General features: G+C 66.9%; 11 protein-coding genes. 4 read left to right on the forward strand and 7 right to left on the reverse strand.

Annotation, left to right across the window (positions count from 1 at the left end; all coding sequences use genetic code 11):
* Positions 1–332: 332 nt before the first annotated feature.
* From ABQZ09_RS05335 to cysD, 4 genes are all read right to left on the reverse strand, one after another.
* Positions 333–3,458, reverse strand: a complete 3,126-nt coding sequence (locus ABQZ09_RS05335) for an efflux RND transporter permease subunit (RefSeq protein WP_349776312.1) — start codon at positions 3,456–3,458, stop codon at positions 333–335.
* On the reverse strand, positions 3,455–4,525 hold the full coding sequence (locus ABQZ09_RS05340; RefSeq protein ID WP_228314904.1) for an efflux RND transporter periplasmic adaptor subunit: 1,071 nt from the start codon (positions 4,523–4,525) through the stop codon (positions 3,455–3,457). Before ABQZ09_RS05340 ends, ABQZ09_RS05335 begins: the two co-directional genes overlap by 4 nt.
* Before the next feature lie 253 nt (positions 4,526–4,778).
* Entirely contained in the window at positions 4,779–6,692 is a 1,914-nt protein-coding gene (gene cysN / locus ABQZ09_RS05345; RefSeq protein ID WP_349776313.1) for a sulfate adenylyltransferase subunit CysN, read from the reverse strand.
* Positions 6,693–6,754: 62 nt separating this feature from the next.
* Complete coding sequence (gene cysD, locus ABQZ09_RS05350; protein WP_349776314.1) at positions 6,755–7,663, reverse strand: sulfate adenylyltransferase subunit CysD; 909 nt, start codon at positions 7,661–7,663, stop codon at positions 6,755–6,757.
* A gap of 179 nt (positions 7,664–7,842) precedes the next feature.
* On the opposite strand from cysD, the gene ABQZ09_RS05355 reads away from it, so the two are divergent.
* The 3 genes from ABQZ09_RS05355 (at position 7,843) to ABQZ09_RS05365 (ending at position 12,227) form a co-directional block, all read left to right on the forward strand.
* Positions 7,843–9,690 (forward strand): assimilatory sulfite reductase (NADPH) flavoprotein subunit, encoded by a 1,848-nt coding sequence (locus tag ABQZ09_RS05355; RefSeq protein ID WP_349776315.1) that lies wholly within the window; start codon positions 7,843–7,845, stop codon positions 9,688–9,690.
* Between the two features lie 108 nt (positions 9,691–9,798).
* Positions 9,799–11,505 (forward strand): assimilatory sulfite reductase (NADPH) hemoprotein subunit, encoded by a 1,707-nt coding sequence (gene cysI, locus ABQZ09_RS05360; RefSeq protein ID WP_349776316.1) that lies wholly within the window; start codon positions 9,799–9,801, stop codon positions 11,503–11,505.
* Positions 11,502–12,227 carry a phosphoadenylyl-sulfate reductase gene (locus tag ABQZ09_RS05365; protein ID WP_349776317.1) on the forward strand — a complete coding sequence of 242 codons (726 nt, stop codon included), beginning with the start codon at positions 11,502–11,504 and terminating at the stop codon, positions 12,225–12,227. Before cysI ends, ABQZ09_RS05365 begins: the two co-directional genes overlap by 4 nt.
* Positions 12,228–12,357: 130 nt before the next feature.
* On the opposite strand, the gene ABQZ09_RS05370 is transcribed toward ABQZ09_RS05365, so the two are convergent.
* The 3 genes from ABQZ09_RS05370 to ABQZ09_RS05380 all read right to left on the reverse strand — a co-directional run bounded on the left by ABQZ09_RS05370 (position 12,358) and on the right by ABQZ09_RS05380 (position 16,579).
* Positions 12,358–13,821, reverse strand: a complete 1,464-nt coding sequence (locus ABQZ09_RS05370) for a PepSY-associated TM helix domain-containing protein (protein WP_349776318.1) — start codon at positions 13,819–13,821, stop codon at positions 12,358–12,360.
* Positions 13,821–15,848 carry a TonB-dependent receptor gene (locus ABQZ09_RS05375; RefSeq protein ID WP_349776319.1) on the reverse strand — a complete coding sequence of 676 codons (2,028 nt, stop codon included), beginning with the start codon at positions 15,846–15,848 and terminating at the stop codon, positions 13,821–13,823. Before ABQZ09_RS05375 ends, ABQZ09_RS05370 begins: the two co-directional genes overlap by 1 nt.
* Positions 15,849–16,150: 302 nt before the next feature.
* The gene (locus ABQZ09_RS05380) at positions 16,151–16,579 is read right to left on the reverse strand and encodes a DUF2946 family protein (RefSeq protein WP_349776320.1); all 429 of its coding nucleotides are present in this window, start codon (positions 16,577–16,579) and stop codon (positions 16,151–16,153) included.
* 325 nt (positions 16,580–16,904) lie between these two features.
* On the opposite strand from ABQZ09_RS05380, the gene ABQZ09_RS05385 reads away from it, so the two are divergent.
* Positions 16,905–18,101 carry a sensor histidine kinase gene (locus ABQZ09_RS05385; RefSeq protein ID WP_349776321.1) on the forward strand — a complete coding sequence of 399 codons (1,197 nt, stop codon included), beginning with the start codon at positions 16,905–16,907 and terminating at the stop codon, positions 18,099–18,101.
* The last annotated feature ends 411 nt before the right edge of the window (positions 18,102–18,512 follow it).

Here is an 18,512-nt window from a genome sequence, read left to right on the forward strand (position 1 = left end):
ATTGGATAGGCGGGACGGCTGCTGCGGGTGGGCAGGCGCCGGCTGCCCACCCGCAGTGGCAACGGTGGCGGTCGCATCGTGCCGTGGCGGCCAGCGGCATGTGCACCTGAAGATGCCGCTGCAACCGGTGCAACCGGTGCAGGACGGCATGCAACCAACGTACCGCCGCAAGAACAGCCCGTCTGCGCGGGCTTGGCACCGTTGCGTGTCACAGCGTGATGCTGGCGCTGCGCACCAGCGCGCAGACGCGCAGACCGGCATTCGCATGCAGGTGGCATGACCTCCCCGCACAACCGCACGCGACGTGCGGCCGTGCAGCGTGACCAGGCACACTACGCGTGCCCGCCCACCGATGGGGTGTCCGCTTCCAGGGTTTCCAGCTGGCGAGCCAGTGCTTCCGGCGACTTGGTGTGCGGGGCGATCAGGCTGTAGAACGCCGGCACCACATACAGCGACAGCAGCGTGGACAGCGACACCCCGAAGATCACCACCACACCGATGGTGGCGCGGCTGGCCGAGCCGGGCCCGCCAGCCACCACCAGCGGGATGGCACCCACCACGGTGGCGATGGAGGTCATCAGGATCGGGCGCAGCCGCACCGAGGCGGATTCGACAATGGCCTGGTGCACGCTGCGGCCTTCGTCGCGCAACTGGTTGGCGAATTCCACGATCAGGATGCCGTTCTTCGCTGCCAGGCCGACCAGCATCACGATGCCGATCTGACTGAACAGATTGAGCGTGCCGCCGGTGACCCACAAGCCGACCAACGCACCCAGCACCGCCAGCGGCACGGTGAGCATGATCACCAGCGGGTGCGCAAAACTTTCGAACTGCGCAGCCAGCACCAGGTACACCACCAGCAAGGCCATGCCAAAGGTCAGCAACACCGCACTGCCGGATTGCTGGTACTCGCGCGATTCGCCCTTCCAGTCCAGCTGCGCGTATTCCGGCAGTTCTTCCTGTGCGGCCTGTTGCGCCCAGGCGATGGCGTCGCCCAGCGGGTAACCCGGCGCCAGACCGGCGGTGATGGTGATTGCACGCAGCCGGTTGAAGCGGTTCAAGGTGCCGGCCTCGGCCACTTCGCTGAGCGTGACCAGGTTGGACAACGGAATCAGTTCACCGCGGCTGGAGCGTACGCGGATGGCGGTGAGGTCTTCCGGCGACATGCGGCCTTCGCGCCCGGCCTGCAGCATCACATCATATTCCTCGCCGTTGTCGACGAAGGTGGTGACGCGCCGCGAGCCCATCAACGCTTCCAATGCGCCACCGATGGCCGTCACCGGCACACCCAGATCGGCCGCACGCAGGCGGTCGATATTCACGCGCATCTGCGGGCGGGTTTCCTTGTAATCGGAATCCGGCCCGACCAGGCCGGGATTGGCCTCCATGCGCTGCAGGATACGATCGCGCCACTGCGCGATTTCCGCGTAATCCGGGCCACCGAGCACCATCTGGAACGGTTGGCCGCGGCTGCGCACCAGCCCACCGCTGACCTGCGTGCGTGCGCGCACGCCGCTGAGCACGTTGAGCTTCTGCTGCAGCTCATCGGCCACCTCGGTGGTCGGGCGGGTGCGTTGCTCCCAGTCCTGCAGGAACACGCTGACGCGGCCGGTGTGCATTTCCTCGCTGCTGCCAAAGCCGCCGGGCACGCGCGGATTGGCACGCACGATGGGTTTGTCCGGTCCCACATACGGCCGCAGGATGTCTTCAACCTGATGCATCTGCCCCACGGTGTAATCGAAACCGGCGCCCTCGGGGCCGTCAATCATGATCTGGAAGTTGCCGCGGTCTTCGGCCGGCGCCAGTTCGGAGGGAATGCGCCCCATCAACCATGCGCTGGCGCCCAACGCCAGCAGCATCAGCAGCGCAAAGATCCAGGTGCGCTGCACGTGCCGCTCCAGCGAACGCCCGTACGCGCCGGACACCGCCTGCATGCGCCCGTCGAACCACTGATGGAAGCGATTGGGCTTGGCCACGCGATGCGAGCGCAGCAGCTTGGACGACATCATCGGCGTCAGCGTCAGCGCCACGAAGGCCGAGATCGCCACCGCCGCCGCCAATGCCACCGCCAATTCACGGAACAGGCGCCCGGTGTTGCCTTCCAGAAAGCCGACCGGCAGGAACACCGCCACCAGCACCGCCGTGGTCGCAATCACCGCGAATGCCACCTGCCCGGTGCCGCGCTTGGCGGCCACCAGCGGCGGCTCGCCCAGGTCGATGCGGCGCTGGATGTTCTCCACCACCACGATGGCGTCGTCCACCACCAGCCCGATGCACAGCACCAGCGCCAGCAGGGTGAGCAGGTTGATCGAAAAATCGAACGCGTACAGCGCGATGAACGCGGCGATCAGACACACCGGCACCGTCACCGCCGGAATCAATGCCGCGCGTGCGCTGCCCAGAAAGACCCAGATCACCACCAGCACCAGCACCACCGCTTCGACCAGCGTGTGATACACGCGCTCCACGGCCGCATCGATGAAGGTGGTGGTGTCGAAGGCGACAAAGATGTTGGTGCCCTGCGGCAGCGATTTCTGCACTTCCTCCGCCTGCGCACGCGCCTCGCGGGCGACGTCCAGCGCGTTGGCGGTGGAGTTGCGCACGATACCCAGCCCCACGTTGGGCACACCGTTGCTCTGGAAATACGCGCGGCGTTCGGCCGAGGTCAGCTCGACCTTGGCCACGTCGCCCAGCCGCACCACATAGCCGCCCTCGCCCTTGCTGAGCGGCAGCTTGGCAAAGTCTTCCGGCTTGAGATAACTGCGCTCCACCCGCAGGGTGAAATCGCGCTGCGCCGATTCGATGCTGCCGGCCGGCAGCTCGACGTTTTCGTTTTCCAGCGCGGCTTCGACATCGGCGACGGTGAGCGCGCGTGCGGCCAGCTGGTCACGGTCGAGCCAGATACGCATCGCATAGCGCTGGCGTCCGCCGATCCGCACCTGCGCCACGCCATCCAGGCTGGAGAAGCGGTCCACCACGTAGCGCTCGGCGTAGTCGGACAGCTGCAGCGTGTCCATCGTGCTGGAGCTCATGTTGAGCCACAGGATGGGGTCGGCGTCGGCTTCGACCTTGGAAATCTCCGGCGGGCGCGCCTGGTCGGGCATGCGGTCGGACACGCGGCTCACCGCATCGCGCACGTCGTTGGCGGCGGCTTCCACATCGCGCGACTGCACGAACTCGATGCTGATGTCGGAGGAGCCATTGCGGCTGCGCGCCTCGATGGTCTCGATGCCCTCGATGCCGGCCAACGCGTCTTCCAGCACCTGGGTGATGCGGCTTTCCACCACCGCCGCCGAGGCGCCGGTGTATTCCACGTCCACCGACACGATGGGCGGGTCGATCGCCGGCAGCTCGCGCAAGGTGAGGCGGGTGAACGACATCACCCCCAGCACGATCAGCAGCAGGCTCATCACCACCGCCATCACCGGGCGGGTAATGGACAGGTCGGAGAGCTTCATTGTGCGGCGGCCTGCGGGCGCGCCGAGGCGGGCGCGGCCTGGTCGACCACCTTCAGCCCGGGACGCAGCTTGCCGGTGCCATCCACCACGATGCGCTCGCCGGCCTTGACGCCCTCCAGGATCTCCACCTTGCCATCGCGGCGCTCGCCCAGGCGCACATCGGCGCGCTCCACGCTGCTGTCGGGCTTGACCCGGAACACATACGACTCGCGCCCCACCTGCACCACCGCAATTTCCGGAATCACCACCGCCTGCCGCGCCGGCTGGAACAGCCGCACATCCAGCAGCATGCCCGGGCGCAGGCGCCGGTCGTCATTGGGAAAATCCGCACGCACCGTCACCGAGCGGGTGGTTTCGTCGATACGCGAATCGATCGCCGCCACCTCCCCGTCGAAGCGCGCGCCCGGGTACGCGGCCGCCGTGCCGTTCACCACGTTGCCGAGCTGCACCAGACCGAACTGCGATTCCGGTACCTGGAAGTCCACATACATGCGCGCCACATCGTCCAGCGTGGCGATTACCGTGCTGGAGGTGATCAACGACCCCGGACTGATCTGGCGGATGCCAAGCACGCCCGCGAACGGCGCGCGGACCTCGCGGTCGGTGATCTCCGCACGCATCTGCTGCACGCGCGCCTGCGCCGCATCGCGCAGCGCGCGCTGTGTATCCACCGTGGATTTGGCCACCAGCTGCTGACCAACCAGGCTCAACTGACGGCGGTACAGCTGGTCGGTTTCTTCGAAGGTGGCCTGCGCGGCGGTCAACGCCGCCTGCTGCGAATTGCCACGCAGCCGCAGCAGCAACTGCCCGGCCTTGACCTCATCGCCGCTGTCGAAATACACCTGCTCCACCACATCGCTCACCGCGGCAGTGAGCGCCACCGATTCGCGCGCACGCACGGTGGCGATCGATTGCACGGTGGAATTCCACGGCTGCACCGCCACCGGCTGCACCACCACCGGAATCGGCTTGGCCACCGCCGGCGTACTCGCCTGACGGGCGCAACCGGACAGCCACACGGCCAACAAGAGCGCGACGCAGTGGCGCACGCTGGGCAGAACAAGCATCAGAACATCCTGGCGGGGTACCTCGAAAGTTTACCGACCTGGCCGCCATGCGTTGACAGAAAGGGCGCGCTTTGCACCATGACCAACGACCCTTGCCGTCGCCGCCACGATGCGCTGGCCAGCGCAGTCATCGATGCCCCGTGCGACCCCCATTGCGAGCCAGGCTGGCGCAGAACCGGACGGCAATGTACTGCCGGTTCCTGCCAATCCCATGACGTGCCGGAGGCCGCTTGCAGCGCCCTGATGCCCGCGCTCAGCGCTCCAGCCCCAGAAACTCGAGCACGTGGCGCGCCAGCGCCTCTACATTCTCACCATCGGCGTGAAGATGGATCTCCGGCCTTTCGGGCGCCTCGTATGGCGAGTCGATCCCGGTGAAATTGGGGATCTGCCCGGCACGGGCCTTGCGGTACAGCCCCTTCACGTCGCGCGCCTCGGCAACGGCCAGCGGCACGTCCACGAACACCTCGACGAACTCGCCCGCATCGAAGCGCTCGCGCGCCAGTTGCCGCTCGGCGCGGAACGGCGAGATGAAACTCACCAGCACGATCAGCCCCGCGTCTGCCATCAGCCGCGCCACCTCGGCCACCCGGCGGATGTTTTCCACGCGGTCTTCGTCGGTGAAGCCCAGATCGCGGTTGAGCCCGTGGCGCACGTTGTCGCCGTCCAGGATGAAGGTGTGGTAGCCCAGGGCGTGCAGGCGCTTGTCGACCAGATTGGCAACGGTGGATTTGCCCGCACCCGACAGGCCGGTGAACCACAGCACGCGCGGCGCCTGCCCCTTGATGCGCGCACGTGCGCTGCGGTCCACATCCAGATGCTGCCAATGCACGTTGCCGGCGCGGCGCAACGCAAATTCCAGCGTGCCGGCCGCCACCGTGGCATTGCTTTGGCGGTCGATCAGGATGAAGCCACCGAGCACCCGGTTACGGGCATACGGCGAGAACGCAATGGGTTCGTCAAGCGCCAGATTGCAGTAGCCCACTTCGTTGAGCTCCAGCCGCTTGGCGGCCAGCCGCTCCTGCGTATTCACATCGACCTTGTGCTTGATCTCGCTGATGCTCACGGTAACGGTGCGGGTGCCGATCTTGAGCCAGTACGGGCGCCCGGGCAGCAGCGCAGCATCGTCCATCCACAGCAGATGCGCGGCGAACTGGTCGGCCACTTCAGGCGGGTCGTCGATGGCGGCGATGATGTCCCCACGGCTGATGTCGATCTCATCGCGCAAGGTCAACGTCACCGCCTGCCCGGCGCGTGCGCTGTCCACTTCCCCGTTGGCATCGAGCACGCTCGCCACCTGCGTGCGGCGCCCGGACGGCACCACCACCACCGCATCGCCCACACGCACCTGACCGGCAGCAATCGTGCCCGCATAGCCGCGGAACTGCGAATTGGCGCGGTTGACCCACTGCACCGGCAGCCGCAGGCCGCTGCTGGCTTCCGGCGGCTCCAGCTGCACGGTTTCAAGATGCTGCAACAGAGGCGGGCCCTGGTACCACGGCATCCGCGTCGAGGCGCCGGACAGATTTTCGCCAGCCAGCGCCGAAAGCGGAATGCACTGCACATCGGCGATGCCCAGCTGCGCGGCCAGCGCGCGATAGCCTTCGGCAATGCCGGCGAACACCTGCGCGTCGTAATCCACCAGATCCATCTTGTTGACCGCCAGCACCACGTGCCGGATGCCCAGCAACGACACGATATAGCTGTGGCGGCGCGTCTGCGCCAGCAGGCCCTTGCGCGCATCCACCAGCACCACTGCCACATCGGCGGTCGATGCGCCGGTGGCCATATTGCGCGTGTACTGCTCGTGCCCGGGGCAATCGGCCACGATGAACTTGCGCTGGTCGGTATCGAAATAGCGGTACGCCACATCGATGGTGATGCCCTGTTCGCGCTCGGCCGCCAACCCGTCCATCAGCAGCGCGTAATCGATACCCTCGCCCTGCGTGCCATGCCGCCGGCTGTCGCTTTCCAGCGCCGCCAGCTGATCGTCGAACAACCGCTTGCTGTCGTACAGCAACCGCCCGATCAGCGTGCTCTTGCCGTCGTCCACGCTGCCGCAGGTGATGAAGCGCAGCAGCGGCTTGGATTCGTGCTGCTGGAGGTAGGCCGCGATGCTGCCGGGAATCGGGACTCGGGAATCGGGAATCGCAAAGGCGTCCTCTTCCATGGTGACGTTTGCCGGCAACCGCTGTTGCGATTCCCCATTCCCGATTCCCCATTCACTGCCCATCAAAAATACCCCTCAAGCTTTTTCTGTTCCATCGATGCGCCCGGTGCGTGGTCGATCATGCGGCCCTGGCGCTCGGAGCTGGTGCTGACCAGCATTTCGGCGATCACCGCCTCCAGGGTGTCGGCGCTGGAGTCGATCGCACCGGTGAGCGGGTAGCAGCCCAGCGTGCGAAAGCGCACCGAACGCAGCTGCGGGGTTTCGCCCGGGTGCAGCGGCAGGCGCGCGTCGTCGACCAGGATCAGCGCGCCGTCGCGCTCCACCACCGGGCGCGGCGCGGCGAAATACAGCGGCACCACCGGGATCTTTTCGCGGTAGATGTAGAGCCAGATATCCAGCTCGGTCCAGTTGGACAGCGGAAACACGCGCACACTCTCACCGGGCCTGGTGCGCGCGTTGTACAGATTCCATAGCTCGGGGCGCTGGTTCTTCGGGTCCCAGCGATGGCGCGCATTGCGGAACGAGAACACCCGCTCCTTGGCCCGCGATTTCTCCTCATCGCGCCGCGCCCCGCCGATCGCCGCATCGAAGCCGCCCTGCTCCAGCGCCTGCTTCAGGCCCTGGGTCTTCATGATGTCGGTGTGTACAGCCGCGCCATGGCTGATCGGGCCGATGTTCTGGGCGATGCCCTCGGGATTGATGTGCACGCGCAGGTCCACACCGGTTTCGGCGGCGCGACGGTCGCGGAAGGCGATCATCTCGCGGAACTTCCAGCGCGTGTCCACGTGCAGCAGCGGGATCGGCGGCGGCGACGGCGCGAACGCCTTCAGCAGCAGATGCAGCAGCACCGAGCTGTCCTTGCCGACCGAATACAGCATCACCGGGGTCCGGAACTCGGCGGCGACTTCGCGCAGGATGTGGATGCTTTCGGCTTCGAGCCGGTCGAGATGGGACAGCGGCAGCAAGGTCATCGAGATGTCGTCGGGATCGGCAGGCTCGCCAATCGATGGTAGGCCAGGGCGCCGCAGTGTGTCCCGGCCTTATGCCAGCCCGAAATAAGCGGCTGGCATAACACGATAACGGCTGCTCCTTTCTGGTCCCCGCAACGCTTCTCTAACATCGTCGGTCTCATCAAAGCCCCCGGACCCGAATGACTGCCGCCAGCTCCGCGCTACCGCCCAGCCCCTTGCCCGACGAGCGCAAGGCGCTGCTGGACCGGTTGATCGACGGCCTGGATGCTGCGGCGCTGTGGTGGTTGTCCGGCTATGCCGCCGGGCTGGCGCAGGGCCACCCGCCGCGTTCGCTGGCGGTGCTGCCGGGCGGGCCGCCACAGGCGCTGGCCCAGGACGGCCAACGCCTGACCGTGATCTACGGCAGCCAGACCGGCAACGCCCGCCGCCAGGCCGAGCAACTGGCCGCCGACGCCGAGGCCGCCGGGCTGAGCGTGCGCCTGCTGCGCGCCGACGCCTACCCCACCCGCGAGCTGGCCAACGAGCGCCTGCTGTACGTGGTGATCAGCACCCAGGGCGAAGGCGACCCGCCGGACGATGCGATCGGCCTGGTGGAGTTCGTGACCGGCCGCCGCGCGCCGAAGCTGCCCGAGCTCAAGTACGCCGTACTGGGCCTGGGTGATTCCAGCTATGCAGACTTCTGCGGCATTGCGCGGCGCATCGATGAGCGCCTGGCCGAGCTCGGCGCCAGCCGCGTGCAACCGCGTGGCGAAGCCGACCTGGACATCGACAGCATCGCCGCCCCCTGGCGCGTGCAGGCGCTCAAGCATGCACGCGAGCAGCTCAGGAGCGCCCCGCACACGGCCACGATCACCCCGCTGCGCAGCAGCCCCGCTGCCCCGGCGTGGTCGCACCAGCATCCGTTTGCCGCCGAGGTACTGGCCAACCAGATCATCAGCGGGCGCGACTTCAAGGGCCCGGGCTTTCGTGTCTATGCGCAGCCGGGCAAGCGCGTGCGGCATCTGGAGTTCTCGCTGGACGGCAGCGGCCTGAGTTACGAGCCCGGCGATGCCGTGGGCATCGTCCACCGCAATCCGCCGGCGCTGGTGGATGCGCTACTGCACAGCCTGCAGCTGGACGGTGGTGCATCCGTCACCGTCGGCGACGAGACGCTGGCCTTGCACGAGTGGCTGACCACCCGACGCGAACTGACCAAGCTGTCGCGGCCATTCCTCACCGCCCATGCCGAGCGCGCCGCTGCAGCTGACCTGCTGGCGCTGCTGGCCCCCACCCAGACTGCCGGCCTGGCGTCGTTGCTCTCCAATCATCAAGTGATCGACGTGCTGCGGCGCTGGCCGGCGGATTGGGACCACGCCGGCCTGCTGGCCGCGTTGCGTCCACTCGCCCCGCGCCTGTATTCCATCGCCTCCAGCCGCAAGCGCGTGGGCGATGAAGTGCATCTGGCCGTGGACGAACTCAACTACCAGGCCCATGGGCATGCGCATCTGGGATCGGCCAGCGGCTTTCTCGCTGCGCTCGCCGAGGGTGAGACCGCGCCGGTCTATATCGAACCCAACGAACGCTTCCGCGTGCCGGCCGACACCGATCGCGACATCCTGATGATCGGCCCGGGCACCGGCGTGGCGCCCTTCCGCGCCTTTGTGCAGGAACGCGCCGAAACCGGCGTCCGGGGCCGTAACTGGTTGTTCTTCGGCGCCCAGCATTTCAATACCGATTTCCTGTATCAGGCCGAGTGGCAGCAGGCGCTGCAACGCGGTGAGCTGCACGCCCTGGACCTGGCGTTCTCGCGCGACCAGGTCGAAAAGGTCTATGTGCAGCACCGCCTGCGCGCGCGCGGCGCCGAGGTCTATGCCTGGCTGCAGGGCGGCGCACATCTGTATGTCTGCGGCGCCATCGGCATGGGCAAGGACGTCCACGCCACGCTGCTGGACATCGTCACCACCCACGGCGCACGCAGCGCCGAGGACGCCGCCGCGTACCTCACGCAACTACAGGTGGAGGGGCGCTATGCGCGCGATGTCTATTAATGTCGGGAATCGGGATTGCGGAATCGGGATTCGGTACTGCCCGCAACTGAGCTCTCCTGGCAGACCGACCGGCCTTCTACGATTCCCCATTCGCGACTCCCGATTCCCATGACTCACTCCGTCGAAGACATCAAATCCGAAAGCCGTCGCCTGCGTGGGTCGTTGGAGCAGAGTCTGGCCGATACGGTGACCGGGGCGTTGCGTGAGGACGATCAGACCCTGATCAAGTATCACGGCAGCTACCAGCAGGACGACCGCGATATCCGTGACGAGCGGCGGCGGCAGAAGCTCGAGCCGGCGTATCAGTTCATGATCCGCACGCGCACGCCGGGTGGGGTGATTTCGCCCACGCAGTGGCTGGCACTGGACGGCATCGCCACCCGGTATGCCAATCATTCGCTGCGCATCACCACGCGCCAGGCGTTCCAGTTCCATGGCGTGATCAAGCGCGAGCTCAAGGCCACCATGCAGGCCATCAATGCCACCTTGATCGATACGCTGGCGGCTTGCGGCGACGTCAATCGCAATGTGCAGGTGGCGGCCAACCCGCTGCTCTCAAAGGCGCACGCCACGCTGTACGCCGATGCCGCGCGCGTGTCCGAGCATCTGTTGCCCAACACCCGCGCGTACTACGAAATCTGGCTGGACGAAGAGCGCGTGTCCGGCTCCGGCAGTGAGGACGAGCCGATCTATGGCGACCGTTACCTGCCGCGCAAATTCAAGATCGGCTTCGCCGCGCCGCCGCTCAACGATGTGGACGTGTTCGCCAACGATCTGGGCTTTATCGCCATCCTGCGCGATGGGCAGTTGCTGGGCTATAACGTGAGCATCGGCGGCGGCATGGGCGCCTCGCACGGCGACACCGAGACCTGGCCTCGCGTGGCCAACGTGATTGGCTTTGTGACCCGCGATCAATTGCTCGATATCGCTACCGCAGTGGTCACCACACAACGGGACCTCGGCAACCGCGCCGTGCGCAAGCGCGCACGCTTCAAGTACACCATCGACGATCATGGCCTGGACACCATCGTGGCCGAGATCGAACGCCGCGCCGGCTTTGCGCTACAGCCGGCGCAGCCGTTTGCGTTCGACCACAACGGCGACCGCTATGGCTGGGTCGAGGGCGAAGACGGGCTGTGGCACCTGACCCTGTCGCTGCCGGCCGGCCGCATTGCCGATACCGAAACGGCAGCGCATCTGAGCGGGCTGCGTGCGATTGCGCAATTGAGCGTTGGCGAGTTCCGCATGACGCCCAACCAGAACCTGGTGATCGCCGGCGTGCTGGCCAGCGAGCGCGCACGCGTCGACGCGTTGGTGGCGCAGTACGCGCTGGATGCCGGCAACCAGGCCGCCAGCGCCCTGGCGCGCGGCGCGATGGCCTGCGTGGCGCTGCCCACCTGTGGCCTGGCGATGGCCGAGGCCGAGCGCTATCTGCCCGATTTCAGCGCTGCATTGCTGCCGCTGCTGCAACAACACGGGCTGACCCAGACACCGATCGTGCTGCGTCTCTCCGGTTGCCCCAACGGCTGCTCGCGCCCGTATCTGGCCGAGATCGCGCTGGTAGGCAAGGCACCCGACCGCTACAACCTGATGCTGGGTGGCGACCGCCGTGGCCAGCGTCTCAACACCTTGTACCGCGAAAACATCACCGAAGCAGACATCCTGGCCGCCTTGGACCCGTTGCTGGCGCGCTACGCCGCCGAACGCGACCAATCCAACGATGAAGGCTTCGGCGATTTCCTGCACCGCAGCGGCCTGATCGCCTTGCCGCCCTACCCCACGCACCGTCACCTCGACCTGGAATTACTCGCATGACTGCGCTACCTGCCGCATCGAACATGTCTTCCGCGTTGGACGACCTGGACACGCTCAACGTACAACTGGAAGGCCTGCGTGCCGACGAGCGCGTAGCCTGGGCGTTGCAGCACGGCCCGCAGGAGGCGGCGCTGTCGTCGAGCTTTGGCGCGCAATCGGCGGTCACGCTGCATCTGCTGACCCAGCAGCGCCCGGACATCCCGGTGATCCTGATCGATACCGGTTACCTGTTCCCGGAGACCTACCGTTTTGCCGATGCCCTGACCGACCGGCTCAAGCTCAACCTCAAGGTCTATCGCCCGCTGGTCAGCCGCGCCTGGATGGAAGCCCGTCATGGCCGCTTGTGGGAACAGGGCATGGTCGGCATCGACCAATACAATAATCTGCGCAAGGTCGAACCGATGCGCCGCGCCTTGGACGAACTCAATGTGGGCACCTGGTTCACCGGCCTGCGCCGCAGCCAGTCCGGCGGCCGCGCGCAGACGCCGATCGTGCAGAAACGCGGCGAGCGCTACAAGGTCAGCCCGATCGCCGACTGGACCGACCGCGACGTGTGGCAATACCTGCAGGCGCACGACCTGCCGTATCACCCATTGTGGGAGCAGGGTTACGTGTCGATCGGCGACTTCCACACCACCCGTCGCTGGGAACCGGGCATGCGCCAGGAAGACACCCGCTTCTTCGGACTCAAGCGCGAGTGCGGCATCCACGAGGATATCTGAGCTCCGCGCAATCACGCCGTGTTCTGCAGGTTGCAGGCGCTACGCCGTCTGCACTCTTTCGGTGGACACGTCATGGAGTGCGTTTGCGCGTGAGCCACTACGCAGCACCATGACAGTGGCGCGGGACTCCTCATGGCGCCGTAAAAGGTCTGTGATCGCGCTGCATCCAATAACGGTCGAACAGCCACATCAACAGCAACGACAGCCCGACCAACGGGAAGATCAGTCCGCACACCACCAGCAGCACCATCACGCCGCGCAGTGTGCGGGGATCGGCCGGCAACGGTGGCACGCCCAACCCACCGCTAGGGCGACGCTTCCACCACATCACTGCCGCGCTGACGCATAACAACACGATCGCGATGCAGGCAGCCAACAGGATCAGCTGGTTGGCAGTGCCGTACTGTTGCCCCAGGTGCACATTGATGCCCCATTCCAGCAGCTTGGCCAGCGGCCCGTAGTCGCGATAGCGCATGTCCAGCAGTACCGCACCGCTGTACTGATCCAGGTGAATCACCCGCTGCCGCTGCAGATCGGCCGGATACACCGAGGCGGTGTACACACCGGTGGCACCCCGCGGAGGCGCCACGCTGTAACCCGGCGCGATGCCGCGTGCGTCGAAGCGCGCCATTGCCGCGTCCAACCCGATCGCCCTGTGCCCGGGCGCAGCTACACTGCCCGCGCCGCCGTGAGCTGCATGCTCGCTGTCAGCCGAGTACGCGTGTTGCATCCCCTTGTCCAGTCCGGCGGAGCCTTGCTGGGGCAACACCGATTCCGGCACACGCGCCTGCCGCAGCGACCACGCGGTGTCGCCACTGTCGGTAAGCCGCTGCTGCGACATCGGCTGCTGCACGCGCAGCCCGGCCGGATAGCCGAAATCATGCCCATTGGCCCAGCGATTGACCTGCGCGCCCCATAGCCACGACCACGGCATGCCGGTCAGCGCCAGAAACAACAGCACTGCGCCAACGCCCGCACCGGTCACCGCATGCAGGTCACGCCAGAACAGCCGTTGCCTGGGCTTGCCACGCACACTGATCACGCCACTGCGGCGCCCACGCGGCCACCACAGATAGATGCCGGTGAGCACCAGCACGATCGCCCAACCGGCGGCCATTTCGATCACTCCACGCGCTAACGGCCCGACCAACGCAAGGCTGTGCAACCGGCGGATCGTCCAGCTCAGCGTGCCGTGCTCCGGCAAGGCGCCCAGCACGCGTGCACGATATGGATCGACATACACCACCTGCCGCACGCCGCGCGCATCCACCAAGCCGACCTCGGCACTGGCATCTGCCCGCGTGGGCGTGGTGTACACGAACAACCTGCCGCCGTAGCGGTCTCGTGCAGCAGCAACCAGCTGCTGTGCAGGCTTGCGCGCAGCGCCGACCGCAACCACCTTCAGATCATGGTGCACGCTGCGATCGATCGCCTCCTGATACAAAAACGCAGCGCCAGTCAGCGCCAGCCAGATGATGAAAGGCAGCACCAGCAGTCCGGCATAGAAATGCCATCGCCACACTGCGCGATAGAAGCGCCAGCGGCGGTCCTTGCGCGCCTCGATCACGTCGCCACCAGCCGTGGGTGCATGCATCAGAAGCTCCAGTCCCATGACAGCGACAGCACACGACCATCGCCCGGCGAGTAGCCGGAGCTGCCGCTGTCGTACCACGCATACACGTACGCGCGATCGGTGGCATTGCGCAGCTGCAGGCTGAGCGCATTACGGGCGTCCACAGTCCAGCGCGCGCCCAGATTGAGCAAGGCGTAGCCACCGGTACGGCCCAGGGTGTTGCTGCGCTCCAGGTAGTAGTCGCCCTGCGCATTGGCCCAGGCGCTCAACTGCACAGCCGCACTGACCTGCCACTCCAGCCCGGCGGTGGCCAACCAGTGCGGCACGTTCTCGATCTCCTTGCCGCGCGTGGCAGGCGCACTCGGATCGGGCGTGGCGATGCTGGCCTTCTGGCGCGAATACGACACCCACGCGCGCCAGTGTTCGGCCGGCTGCAGGTTGAGCTGGGCATCCCAACCGCGCCGCAGCGTGCGACCGACGTTGGCCACATCGCCGACACCCGCCACGCCATTCACACCCAGAATGGTCGCAACCTCACCGGAGGCGCGTTGCTCCCAATACGCCAGGCGCCCGTCCAGGATCGCCGACGGTGCGAACTTGAAGCCGGTCTCCCAGCCGTCGTTGATCGACGGCCCCAGATTGCCGGGATGGCGACGGTAAGCGCCATCGCCGCTGCCGACCTGGAAGGTGCGCCCCCAGTTCGCATACACACTGCTCTGCTTACCCACGCGGTAGCTGGCACTGAACTTGGGTTGCTTGATGGTGCCGTAGTCGTAGGTGGGCGCGACGACCCCGGCAAGCACGTCATGCAACTGCCCATCGACGCGATCGATGCGATACCCCGGCACCAGATGCAAGCGCGCTACCGGCGTCAGCACCGCCTGCACATACGCACCATGTGTGCGCAGGTCGTAATCCCAGTTGCGCAACTGCGCGCCGCGTACGCGGGCCACGGTGCGATACCGCTGCGACTGATTGTCCTGCCACTGCGCGTCCGCCCCGGCTTCCAATGCAGCGTTCCACACGCCCCCCTCAGGCTGCCAGTTGCCCCGCAGCAGCAGGCCGCGATGGGTTTCATCGGTATCGCGCTCCTGTTGCAGGCCGGCAGCGGAAAACCGCACCCAGCGCTGGTTGCGGTAGTCGTTCTGGTAGGCCTTGGCGCTCCACTGCGCCTGCGCGCCGAGCTCACCGTCGGCGTGCAACGCGGTCTGACGAACGCGACGCTCGCTACGGTCGTCCTGCGCATAGCCCGGCGAACTGCGCGGCGCCGCACGTGCGGTGGCGGCGTCCAGGTAGCCGGCTTCCAGCGCCTGGTTGTCGTAGTAGCGCGTGGTGAGCCCGGCACGGACTGCGCCGTCCGGGTCGGTGTAGAACCACTTGCCGGCCACGCTGCGTTTGCGCGCATCGGCATGATCGCGATACCCGTCGGAGTCGCGCCAGGCCAGTACGTAGTTCTGGCTCCAGGCACCACGCTCGATGCCTTTGCCCAGCTGGACCTCGCGCGCACCGAAGCCGCCGCCGGTGATGCTCAGACGGCCATCGTTGCCACCGGTGCGGGTCAGCACGTCCACGCTGCCGGCAATCGCGTTCAATCCGTAGCGCGCGTCGTTGGTGCCGCGCACGATCTCGATGGCGCTGATGTCCTGCGGAAACACCGCATCCAGATACGGCATGCCACCGGCGTTGTCGTTGCTGGGAATGCCGTCGATCAGCAGCTTGACCGCATTGATCCGCCCTTCGCCATTGAAGCCCCGGAACGAAAACCGCCCCGCATCGGTGCCCATGCGGAACTGGGTGACCTGCACACCGGGCCCGCGCATCAGCAGCTCCCAGCTGTAATCCACGTGCTGATCGTGCAGCAGCTCACCGCCGATCACATCCACCGAACTCAGCACGCGCGCCGTACCCGGGGTGCGCTGGGCGTGTTCGCGCACCTGCACCTGGCCCAGCGTCAATGCCGCATCCTGCGCTTGCGCATCGCAGGCAGGCGCCCACACCAGCGCCAATGACGGCACATACCAGAACGTCTTCAACAATCGCAATTGCATGACCAACCCTTCGCCGTGACACCACGGCACTGCAGCCGCGCGCCGCCGCAAGGCGGCGGGCACCGGCTTCATTCAATGAGGACGCGTGCTCCGTCGGGTGCGCGTGGGCGCACAACGCTGCCTGCAAGACACAGCACAACGAAGATCCGCAATGGGTGGGGAGCAACCCGACGACACGCCTGCGTTTGATGCTGGCTGGCGCGCGAACCGGACTCGCCGCGAGCGGGCAACCCAGCATCGTTGACGCACTCGGCGCGTAGACCTGACGTCGATCCGTTAGGCGGCGTCAGTTGCTCCCGGGCTCATGCGGACAGCGGCGGCCCGCGTGCCCCAAGCGCTGTCCAGCGCAATGCCGACCATGCCCACAGGCGGGTGTGCCCCGGCGTGGGCGATGGCAGAACCCGCAGCAGGCAGAGCACCAACAGCGCCAGCCAGGGCAGCAGGCGAGCCGCCAGCACGCAGTAGTCGCAGGCTTCGCCATGCAGGCCGGCATCCTGGTCTCCCACCCGATGGCTGGCTGCAGAGCCGTGCTGCGAGTGGCCGGCGTGTTGGGCCGGCAGATGGCCGGCATGCTGCGCCGCGACAGTATCGAGCGCCGGTCCGCTGGTGCACATCGGCTCGGAGGCTCGCGCCTGGTTCCAGCGGCTGACCAGCGGAGCCACCAGCATCAGTGCCACCGCCAGGCAGGCAAGCAGGTGCAACAGGCGATGACGACGGACGGTATGCAGCATCGCCGCAGTGTAAGCCGCCCTCACTCCGGGAGCGATGGTGGCGGCCGGTGCGCGACCGGATGTCGCACCCCTTGTGATGCCCGTGCCGCCAGGACGTGCATCGCGCGATCCTGGGCCCCAGCCGCTGCACTGACCCGCAGGGGTCGGCACTCCGGGAACCAGCACGCCAATGCCGGCCCAGCCGGCGCGGCCCTCACCCAATGCTCACACGCGCCGCCTTGTCCAGGCCGGCAGTCACAATTTTGCCGGTGCAGCGCGCCGGCGATGCGTGCTGCGCACGGCCATGCCCTATGCTTGCGTGTCATCCCATTCATCCCGCGCGCGCATGAGTACCGTCCTGTCCGAACCAGCGGCTGAGCCACTCCCCTGCGCGCCCAAGCCGCCGAGCGAAGCGCTTCGGCTCCAGGCGCTACGCAGCTACGGCATTCTCGATACGCCACGCGAAGCGGCCTTCGAGGACATCACCCGGCTGGCGTCGATCATCTGCCAGACCCCGATCGCGCTGATCAGCCTGGTCGACGCCGACCGCCAGTGGTTCAAGAGCGAGCTCGGCATGGGCGAGCGCGAGACCCCCTTGTTCAAGTCGATGTGCGCGCATGCGCTGCTCGACAACGACGTACTGGTGGTGCCCGACACGCGCCAGGACACGCGCTTTGCGCGCAACCCGCTGGTTACCGGCGACGCCCCGCTGTACTTCTATGCGGGTGCCTTGTTGAAGACGCCCGATGGCCTGCCGCTGGGCACGGTCTGCGTGCTCGACCGGCAACCGCGCGAGCTCACCGACGAACAGGTCGAAGCGCTGCGTGCGCTTGCGCGTCAGACTATGGCGCAGCTGGAACTGCGCCGTGCGCTGCTGGTTGCCGAAGAATCCGACCGCTACCGCAGCCGGCTGATGGCCATTGCCGGGCACGATCTGAAGACCCCGCTGCGCACCGCCGCCTACGCCATCGACAAGATGCGCCGGCACGCCAACGTCGATTCCATCCCCACCCTGGTGACCGCCCGCGATGCGATCAGCCTGGTCGGGCGCAGCCTGGACGAACTGGCCACGCTGGCCGCCGCCAGCAAGGCAGCGATGCCGGATCTGCAGGCGTTGCAGCTGGAAGACGTGCTGCACTCGGTGCTGGGCGTGTGGCGCCAGCAGGCCAGCGACAAGTGCCTGGCGCTGCGTCACGTGCCGACCTCGCTGCGCGTGCGCAGCCACCCGACCCTGCTGACCACCCTGATCGGCAACCTGGTCGGCAATGCCATCAAGTACACCGAGCGCGGACGCGTGCTGGTCGGCGCCCGTCGCCGCCCCGGTTACGCGGTTGTGGAAATCATCGACAGCGGCATCGGCCTGAATCTGGAGCAGCCAGAGCAGGTGTTTCAGGCGTTCCGCCAGGCCGACCCGCGTAGCGACGGGCTGGGCATCGGGTTGTGGATCGTGCATCGCACCGCCGAGGCGCTGGGCTGCGAGGTGACGGTGCGCCCGCGCTCGGAAGGCGGCACCTGTTTCTCGGTGCGCATTCCGCTGGCCTGACGCATTACGCGCCGCGCGATGCGCGTTCCGCTGGCCTGGCAAAAAAAGGCGGACCCGAGCTCCCGACCCGGATCCGCCGCCAAACACGCCAGGTCTCTCCCCAGGGACCCGGGTGCGCCAGCCGCTGTGTGCGCAGCCTCACGCAACAGTGATGCGACAGCGCTAGCAACCCATCGACGACACCGCTGAGTCGAACCGGTGAGGCGAGGTCTGCATCGCCGGTCCTGCGCCGTCCACCCCTAGACGTCCGGAGGTGTCGTGACATGGTTGCTATCACTGTTTACGACAGCGCCACGCCCAACTTGATGGAGGCCAGCGACGCCGGCCAGACGGCCCTGACACGTGTAGGGAGAATCACCGACAGCGCGCGAGGCACTGCGTCGAGTCGCTCGCGTATCGCCCTGATTCGAT

This window comes from Xanthomonas sp. WHRI 6106 (genome assembly GCF_040202405.1).
In the GTDB taxonomy this organism is placed as follows: domain Bacteria; phylum Pseudomonadota; class Gammaproteobacteria; order Xanthomonadales; family Xanthomonadaceae; genus Xanthomonas; species Xanthomonas cannabis.